This window comes from uncultured Intestinibacter sp. (genome assembly GCF_902468165.1).
In the GTDB taxonomy this organism is placed as follows: domain Bacteria; phylum Bacillota; class Clostridia; order Peptostreptococcales; family Peptostreptococcaceae; genus Intestinibacter.
In genome coordinates this window covers 1-7836 of the sequence record NZ_CABQXJ010000107.1, presented here as the reverse complement: position 1 = coordinate 7836, position 7836 = coordinate 1, and the positions used below count along the sequence as shown (strand labels likewise).

At 29.7% G+C, this 7836-nt stretch carries 7 protein-coding genes and 1 riboswitch; of the genes, 1 reads left to right on the top strand and 6 read right to left on the bottom strand.

All coding sequences use genetic code 11. The annotated features are described in order from the left end of the window. The first annotated feature begins 243 nt into the window (after positions 1 to 243). Positions 244 to 891, top strand: coding sequence for a hemolysin III family protein (locus tag RDX53_RS13425; RefSeq protein WP_307994330.1), 648 nt, complete (start codon positions 244 to 246; stop codon positions 889 to 891). Between the two features lie 79 nt (positions 892 to 970). Here the strand turns inward: RDX53_RS13425 and RDX53_RS13420 are convergent, their stop codons facing one another. The 6 genes from RDX53_RS13420 to RDX53_RS13395 all read right to left on the bottom strand — a co-directional run bounded on the left by RDX53_RS13420 (position 971) and on the right by RDX53_RS13395 (position 7189). Continuing rightward, positions 971 to 1936 carry an ABC transporter ATP-binding protein gene (locus tag RDX53_RS13420; RefSeq protein WP_195931418.1) on the bottom strand — a complete coding sequence of 322 codons (966 nt, stop codon included), beginning with the start codon at positions 1934 to 1936 and terminating at the stop codon, positions 971 to 973. Further along, entirely contained in the window at positions 1929 to 2714 is a 786-nt protein-coding gene (locus RDX53_RS13415) for an ABC transporter ATP-binding protein (RefSeq protein WP_195931417.1), read from the bottom strand. The genes RDX53_RS13420 and RDX53_RS13415 overlap by 8 nt, the downstream gene beginning before the upstream one ends. Before the next feature lie 37 nt (positions 2715 to 2751). Further along, positions 2752 to 4353, bottom strand: a complete 1602-nt coding sequence (locus tag RDX53_RS13410; protein ID WP_195931416.1) for an ABC transporter substrate-binding protein — start codon at positions 4351 to 4353, stop codon at positions 2752 to 2754. Positions 4354 to 4430: 77 nt separating this feature from the next. After that, positions 4431 to 5279 (bottom strand): nickel transporter permease, encoded by an 849-nt coding sequence (gene nikC, locus RDX53_RS13405; protein WP_195931415.1) that lies wholly within the window; start codon positions 5277 to 5279, stop codon positions 4431 to 4433. 2 nt (positions 5280 to 5281) lie between these two features. After that, on the bottom strand, positions 5282 to 6220 hold the full coding sequence (nikB, locus tag RDX53_RS13400; RefSeq protein ID WP_243269616.1) for a nickel ABC transporter permease: 939 nt from the start codon (positions 6218 to 6220) through the stop codon (positions 5282 to 5284). 51 nt (positions 6221 to 6271) lie between these two features. Beyond that, positions 6272 to 7189 (bottom strand): LysR family transcriptional regulator, encoded by a 918-nt coding sequence (locus RDX53_RS13395; RefSeq protein ID WP_195931414.1) that lies wholly within the window; start codon positions 7187 to 7189, stop codon positions 6272 to 6274. Between the two features lie 147 nt (positions 7190 to 7336). Next, a riboswitch (cobalamin riboswitch) is annotated at positions 7337 to 7513 on the bottom strand. Positions 7514 to 7836 lie beyond the last annotated feature (323 nt).

Here is a 7836-nt window from a genome sequence, read left to right as displayed (position 1 = left end):
ACCACCATAAAATATATCCGTCAACACTTTTTTTATATTTTTTTTTAATATTATTTTTATTTTTGTAAATATTATTAATTAGTATTCTAATTTTTGTATTTAATTGCATACATTACATAATAATCTAGATATAATTATATTAAGATATATTGTTTACAATTATCTATAAATATACTTTATTATTAAACTAATATTAAAGTATCAATCAATATTAAATTTATATATAGAGGAGGTATACATATTATGGCTAAATATGCTAGAGAACCTATAAATGGTTTTACACATTTATTTGGGGCAATTTTATCATTCGCTGGTTTATTAATATTATTAATAAAAACAACACTAGAAAATCCATCCCCTATTGCATTGACAGCAGTAATTATTTTTGGAATTTCTTTAATATTACTTTATTCTGCATCTGCTACATATCATTTAGTTATCGCAAAAGAAAATACTATTAAATTTCTAAGAAGAATAGATCACTCTATGATTTTTATTTTAATAGCAGGTTCTTATGCACCTTTCTGTTTAATATCACTAAATGGTGTTAAGGGATGGGTATTGTTTGCTATAGAAATATTAATAGCAATTCTAGGAGTTGCATTTAAACTAGTTTGGTTTGAAAGTCCTCGTTGGATTTCTACTCTTATTTATGTAGTTATGGGATGGTGTGCAATATTTCTAATTGTGCCTCTTTCTAAATCGCTTTCATCTATTGGTGTTATGTTATTAATAGGCGGGGGTGTACTTTATACAATAGGTGCTATTATATATGGAACAAAACCTAAATTTCTTAAATTGAAAAAATTTAAATTCCATGAGATATTCCATATATTCATCTTATTGGGCAGTCTATGCCAATATCTATGTGTTCTTTTATATGTAATTTAATTAGTAAAATAAAAGAAGTTTTGATAAATAACTTTCTATCTATCAAAACTTCTTTTTTATTAAGAATATTTTTATATTTTTATACGGTAAAATCTAAGTGACATGCTACATAATGATTTTCTGATACCTTTCTTAACTGTGGCATCTTTCTACTACAAACTTCTATCGCACATTCACATCTATCTCTAAACGGACATGCATTTACATTATCTATTTTTTTAGATATGTCATTGTTTATTTCTTTTATTGGTTCTGAAAAATCCATTTTTAAATCAAATACAGCTGTCATTAGTGCTTTTGTATAAGGATGCATAGCTAATTTACTTAATTTATGTCCAGGTAGTATCTCAACTATATTTCCTAAATACATAACAGCAACGGTATGACTAGTTTCTGTTACTAAGGCAATGTCGTGACAAACAAAACCTATAGTAAGATTTCTTTCTTTTTGTATTTTATTAATTAAATCAATAATATTTTTTTGTATAGAAACGTCTAATGCTGAAGTTGATTCATCAAGTATTAATAACTCTGGGTTTAAAACTAATGCTCTTGCTATTCCTATACGTTGGCGTTGACCACCACTCATATTATGCGGATATCTATGCATAAATTCTGCTGGTAACTCAACCATCTCAAGATATTCTTTTGCTACTTCTTCTTTTTGATTTTTCTTAATTAGTCCAAAATTTAGAAGTGGTTCGCATATAATATCTTTTACTTTCATTTTAGGATTAAATGCAGTCGATGGATCTTGGAATACCATTTGCACATTACGTCTATGTTGACGAAGTTTCTCTCCCTTTAATTTTGTGATATCTTCCCCATGATATAAAACTTGACCTGATGTAGGTTCTTCTAGTTGCATTATTATTTTCATTAATGTACTTTTTCCACATCCACTTTCGCCTATAATTCCTAAAGTTTTTCCCTTTTCAAAGCAAAGTGATACTTTATTACAAGCTGTCAACTTTCCATTTTTACCAATAGGAAATTCTTTAACTACATTGTCAATTTCTAATACTGTATTTTTTGTTTTAAGCATGTTGTTCCTCCCTCCATGTTGGAACAGATGCTAGTAATCGTTTTGTATAATCACTCGTTGGATTATTTAATATTTCGTCTCTAGTTCCTCTATCAACAATTTCTCCATCTTTCATTACGATTATTTTATCAGCCATATATACAGCAACGGCTAAATTATGCGTAACTATCATAATAGATGTGTCATATTTGTCTCTAAGTTCCATCATTTCTTTTACAATTTGTGATTGTGTTGTTACATCAAGTGCACTTGTCGGTTCATCTGCTATTAATAGTTTTGGTTGGAAAGTCATAGCCATTGCAATCCCAACTCTTTGACGTTGACCACCACTTAATTGGAATGGATATTTTCTCATTATATCCTTCGCTTGTGGCAGTCTCATTCTATTTAACATACCAATTGCTTTTTCTTTTGCCTTATCTTTTGGCATATCTTCATGAACCCTAATATATTCCACGAATTGGCTACCGATTCTTCTATTTGGATTAATCATTGCGCCACAATCTTGGAAAATCATAGACATCTTAGTTCCCCTACATTGATTCCATTGTTTTTGAGTGTAGTTTAGAAGGGAATCGCCTTCAAAGACGATATCTCCTTTTGTAACCTTACCTTGACCTGGAAGTAGACCAAGTACTGATCTTATGACAGTAGTTTTTCCACTTCCACTTTCTCCAACTATGGCTACTATCTCACCTGAACTAATCTCTAAACTAAAATCTTCAATTGTTGGTTTATTGTTTCCATATTGAACAGTTATATTATCTATCTTTAACATAAGATCACTCATCTCCTCCAGATTTTAATTATTTTAATTATTCAGCTGGTTTTATAGCTGTACTTATCCAATAGTAGTCAGCTGTATAAACGTTAGCTCCTTCTACTGATTTTGTACTACATATGTTTCCTTTATAATAACCATGTATTAAAGCTGCACCATCATCTACTAATATTTGTTGCATTTCTTGTACTAAATCTTTTATTTTGTCTTCATCAGTTTCAACTAGTAATTGTTCATATAATTTGTCATATGTATCATTTTTATAAGAACAGTAGTTAGCTTCTGATTTACTATACCAGTTTTCCATATATCCAACTGGATCCCCAACTTGAACTGTTAACCAGTTAGTTGATAATAAGTCATACTCACCTGCAGTAAGTTTGTTCCATTCAGTATCTGCATCTGTTTCTTGTACGTTAACTTTTATTCCGATTTTTTCTATATTAGCAGCACTACCTTCAGAGAACTCTTTTAAGCATCTACTATCATAAGTTAAGAATGATAATTCTATATTTTTTCCGTCTCCATTAAACTCTCTATATCCATCACCATCAGAGTCAACTATTCCAGCTTCATCTAATATCTTTTTAGCTTGTTCTACATCATATGGAGTAGCATCTTTTAATTTATCATATCCATAATCTAAACTTGATGGTAAAACAGATATACCAGCTTCATACATTCCACCAACAGTAGTATTACATAAAGTTTCATCATCTATAGACATAAGAACTGCTTTTCTTAAGTCATCATTAGCAAGAGGTCTATCTTCTTTTTGATTTATATATGCAAATCCAGTTCTTCCTCCAACTACTTCTGATACATTATATTTATCTGATTCTTTTACTTTTTCTAAATCACTTATATTTGATATATTTTCTATAACATCAACATCTCCATTTTCAAGAGCCATGTATTTAGATGTAGCATCTTTTATGAATATAATATTTAATTTTTCATAAGGTACTTCACCATTCCAGTAGTGTTCATTAGCTACCATTTCTAAAGAAGTTCCTTCATTTTTCTTTTCAACAGCATATGGTCCAGTACCTATTGGTTGGTCAGCCATATCAGTATCTGCATCAACATCTACTATTACGAATAGTGGGTTTGATAAAACTGCACTTAAATCTGCATATGCTTGGCTTGTTTTTATTGTTAAAGTTCCTTTTTCATCATCGGCTTCTATAGTTTCATATTTTAAGAATTGAGATGGATGCGCAGTTCCTTTCCCATCTTTTTCTTGTTGGAATGTATATTCTATAGATTTTTTAACTGCTGATGCTGTTAAATCTTTACCATTTGAGAATTTTACTCCATCTCTTATGTGGAATGTCCATTCAGTTTTGTCATCATTTGATTCAACTGAGTCAGCTAAGTATGGTTGTGGTTCCATTTGTTGGTCAAATCTATATAGACCTTCACCTATACCGTATCTACTTACACACCAAGCAGCATTAACTATTGATGATGGATCTAATGAATCAGAGAAATTTGTACACCCAAAGTTTAATGTCTTTGAATCTGCTGATACACTTCCAGATTTTGATGAACTACATCCTGTAACCGCTCCTAATGTCATAGCTGCAATTAATGTTGCAACCATTGCCTTTTTTATCCTTTTAAAAACTTTCATGAAATACCTCCCTATATTTCTCCCTTTTATTTTGATATTTATCTTTTTTTAATTTAATTTTCATTCAAATTAAATTATTAGCTTACTTGACTTTCGCTAGTTTCTTGTCTAACATCTAATATATCTCTTAATTTATCTCCTATTAAGTTAAATACAATAACTACAATACAAATTGCTATACCTGGCGCTATCATTAACCAAGGGCAATTTAATAAATAAGCTCGTCCTTCATTTAACATAAGTCCCCATTCTGCTGCAGGTGATTGTGCACCAAAGCCTAAAAATGAAAGACCTGCAAGTTCTAATATCATTGTTCCTATATCAGTTGTAGCTGTAATAACTAATGTAGGTAATATATTAGGTAAAAGATATTTAACTATAATAGTTGAAGTTTTACAACCAGTAACTCTAGCTGCATAAATATAATCTTCTTCGCATATTTTTAAAACTAAACTTATTGCTAATCTAGCATACTTCGTCCAACTTACAAGCATAATAGCTATAATTGCATTTTTAACACTAGCACCCATTATTCCTGCCATTGCAATAGCTAATACCATACCTGGGAATGAAATCATCATATCTGAAATTCTCATAATCACAGCATTGACAATTCCGCCAAAGTAACCTGCTAAAATTCCTGCTGTTGTTCCTATTAAGAATATCAATACTACTAATATCAATGATGCACTTAAAGATATTCTTGTCCCATAAATTACACGAGATAACACATCTCTTCCCAATTTATCTGTTCCAAGTAAATGTTCTGAACTTGGTGGTTGAAATGCATGTTGTAACTCTGCCGCATAAGGATCATGTGGCGCTATAAATGGAGCGAATATTGCTACAAGTGCTATAGCTATTGCCATTACGATAAGTGCTGAAAATACCTTGTTCTTCTTTATAAATGTTTTAATATTTTTCATCACTAACCTCTCTCTCTAACCTTTGGATCTACTAGTGTATATGAAAGGTCTACTATTAAGTTTATAATCATATAAATAAGTGCTATCCAAAGTACATAAGCTTGAATTATTGGATAATCATAAGCTGTGATTGATGTAACAGCTAAGTTACCAAGACCCGGATATGAGAATATAACCTCTACAACCGCTGTCCCTCCTAATAATGAACCTAACGATAATCCTAATAATGTTATTAATGGTAATAAAGAATTTGGGAATACATGTCTTAAAAGTATTTTTCCATCACTTAATCCTCTAGCTTTTGCACCAATAACATAATCTTTATTTAATTCTTCTAATACTGCTGTACGAACTTGTCTTGTATATTTTGCCGCCATAGCAAATGCTAATGTTACAGCTGGTAAAATCATTGTTTTAAATCCTCCACCTATAGATATTACAGGTAATAGATTTAATTTTAATGCCACTACATATAGAAGTAATAATCCAACCCAAAAGTTCGGCATAGAGATACCTAAAAATGTAATTCCTCTTATAAGGTAATCGGCAAATTTATTTTGTTTTATAGCCGCTATTATTCCACTCGGAACTGCAATCACTAACATTATAATTAAAGATAAAAATGCTAGTTTTAATGTTGGAATTAATCTATCCATTAAAATTCCTAAAACAGGTTTTCCTGAAGAATATGAAGTTCCAAAATCCCCTTGAAGACATGATGTCAACCAATCAAAATATTGAACTAAAAATGGTTTATTTAATCCCATAGCTTCCCTTGTTTGATTCAGCACTTCCTCACTTGGCATTACACCACTTGATGAATACATTGCCCTAACAGGGTCCCCTGGTGCCATATATATTAGTGAAAAAGTTATAAAACTTATCCCTAATAATACGATTGCCATTTGAATCAATCTTTTTGAAATTTGTTTACTATTCAAAATACCTCCTCCTTAAGATAACAATATAAATACTGTTTTCTATTTTTATATTTAATTTTTAAATTCATCTAAGTTTTCTAAGTACTCGATCAGTGACTCACCTAAATCAGATACTTTGTCTTTTTTTCTTCTTATATATCCAAATGAAATACTTCTTTCACACGATATTATCGGAATTGCTTTTATACCATATTCTTGATACTGATTTTTAACAAAGCTACTTGCAATAGAGCCGTGTTCAGTATGTTTTAATGATTGAATTAGAAAACTATCACTATTTGTATAAGATATAGAAACACTATCTCCATTATAAATAATATCTTCTTTTATATGACCTAAGTGGTTATATAATGAGAATTGCTTTTCATGGTATTGAACTAGTTTTATATCTTTTAAATCAGTTTCTTCTACAGAATCTTTCTTATATAGTGGATTATTTCTACCCACAAATAAGTATAAAGGTACTTTTGTTAATTCATGATATTCTAGACCTTTTGATTTAATCTGTTGCTTAAATGCCGACATACTTCGTTTCGATATATATACAAAACCAAGTTCAGCTTTTCTAGCATGTACCCTTCTAATTATATTTTGTACATTCGTTTCAAAGAAATCTAATCTAATATCTTTTCTTGATTGTTTATTATAAAATTGAGACAAATAAAAAGATAATGTGTTGCTAGGAACACTTGATATTGATAAAACATCAATGTTTTGACCTTTTTTAAATTCATTAATTATATTTATATTTTTTAAAACTTCTATGGCATACATGTAAACACTTTCCCCTTGAGGAGTTATTGTAACACCACTTCTAGTTCTATTTAATAAAGTCATATTTAATTCTTCTTCTAATGATTTGACTATTTTACTTACGTTTGGCTGAGTTGTTATTAATGCTTCTGCTGCAGAATGGAAACTCCCCATATCAACACTTACTACAAAATACTGCAATTGTTTTACATCCATATATTTAACCCCATTATTCTTTTTATTTACTATCTACTTTCTTTGATTGTTTTTAAACATTAAAAAACACACTTTTTCAAGCGTGTTAAACAAAACCCCATACAAACAAGGACTTATTGGAACACACCTATACACCGTAGAATAGTTCTCTATTTTTATTATAAAAGCAGGTCTCCTGGCTAAAAAGCATTGTTAGTTTTCCCTTCCCAGAAATTCATCCAGTGGTTTGAAAACCAACCCTTTATCACAGTGACGGGATCGCATTGGATTTGCACCAATTTCCCTATTAATCTGGTATACAGAACTCTTATAACTACTTGTTTTTTCTATATTATAATATAACACATAATATTTTATTAAGTGACATTTTTTTGAGGATTCTTAATTCCAATTTATTATTGTTTCTATTTTTTTATACATTTTTCGACAATACCCTGCCCCCTATCGTTTGTGTAATAAAATATAGCAAACACCTCATTTTAAATTTTTTTTTAAATTTAAAAACTGTTTTACTTTATTTTATTTTGTTATACTAAGTAATTCTAAATATTCCAAATCGTAATAGTTGTTTTTTGTCGATTAATTTTATCTATCAATAATAGATAATATTTTATGTCAATATCGAGGTCTTTTATAATTAAATTTTA